Annotated in this window: 1 protein-coding gene; it reads left to right on the top strand. The window is 66.6% G+C overall.

The window, feature by feature from the left end; all coding sequences use genetic code 11:
• The coding region (locus CF165_RS49760; protein WP_093954568.1) for an alpha/beta hydrolase family protein at positions 1–688 on the top strand (688 nt) is incomplete at both ends.

The raw sequence follows: 688 nt of genomic DNA, 5'->3' as shown, positions 1-688 counted from the left end.
CTGAACGCAGCTTCACTGTGGGTGAGGTTCCCGGTGTGCTTTGGTCGCCCGCATCCGGTTCCGATCACGCGCCCTTGGTGCTGATGGCGCACAGTGGCGGCCAACACAAGAGAGCACCGGGAATCCTGGGCCGTGCACACCGCTTCGTGACCGGTTGCGGTTTCCATGTCGCCGCCATCGACGCGCCCGGACACGGCGACCGCCCCCGAACGGCGGCCGACGAGCAGCACATCGCTGTCTTACGGCAGGCTCAGGCGGCGGGTGAGCCGATCAGCCCGGTCATCGTGAGACTCCACATCGACCTGGCGGCGCGCGCCGTACCGGAATGGCAGGCGACCCTGAACGCCCTCCAGCAACTGCCGGAGATCGGCGCCAACGGACCGGTCGGTTTCTGGGGCATCATGCAGGGCACCGGGATCGGGGTGCCGTTGACGGCAGTCGAACCCCGGATCACCGCGGCGGTCTTCGGTTGCCTCGGGCATGAATCCCTGACCGAGGCGGCAGCAGAGATCACCGTCCCGATCGAATTCCTGCTCCAGTGGGACGACGAGCACGTCGAACGTCAATCCGGTCTGGCGTTGTTCGATGCCTTCGCCTCGAAGGACAAGACGTTGCACGCCAACGCAGGCGGGCATTTTGAGGTGCCCAGGTTCGAGGCCGACAGCGCGGCCCAGTTCTTCGCCCGGCA

The sequence above is a fragment of the Amycolatopsis vastitatis genome (assembly GCF_002234595.1).
Taxonomy (GTDB): Bacteria; Actinomycetota; Actinomycetes; order Mycobacteriales; family Pseudonocardiaceae; genus Amycolatopsis; species Amycolatopsis vastitatis.
Note: the sequence above shows the minus strand (reverse complement) of the source record. Positions and strands in the feature narration are given on the sequence as shown.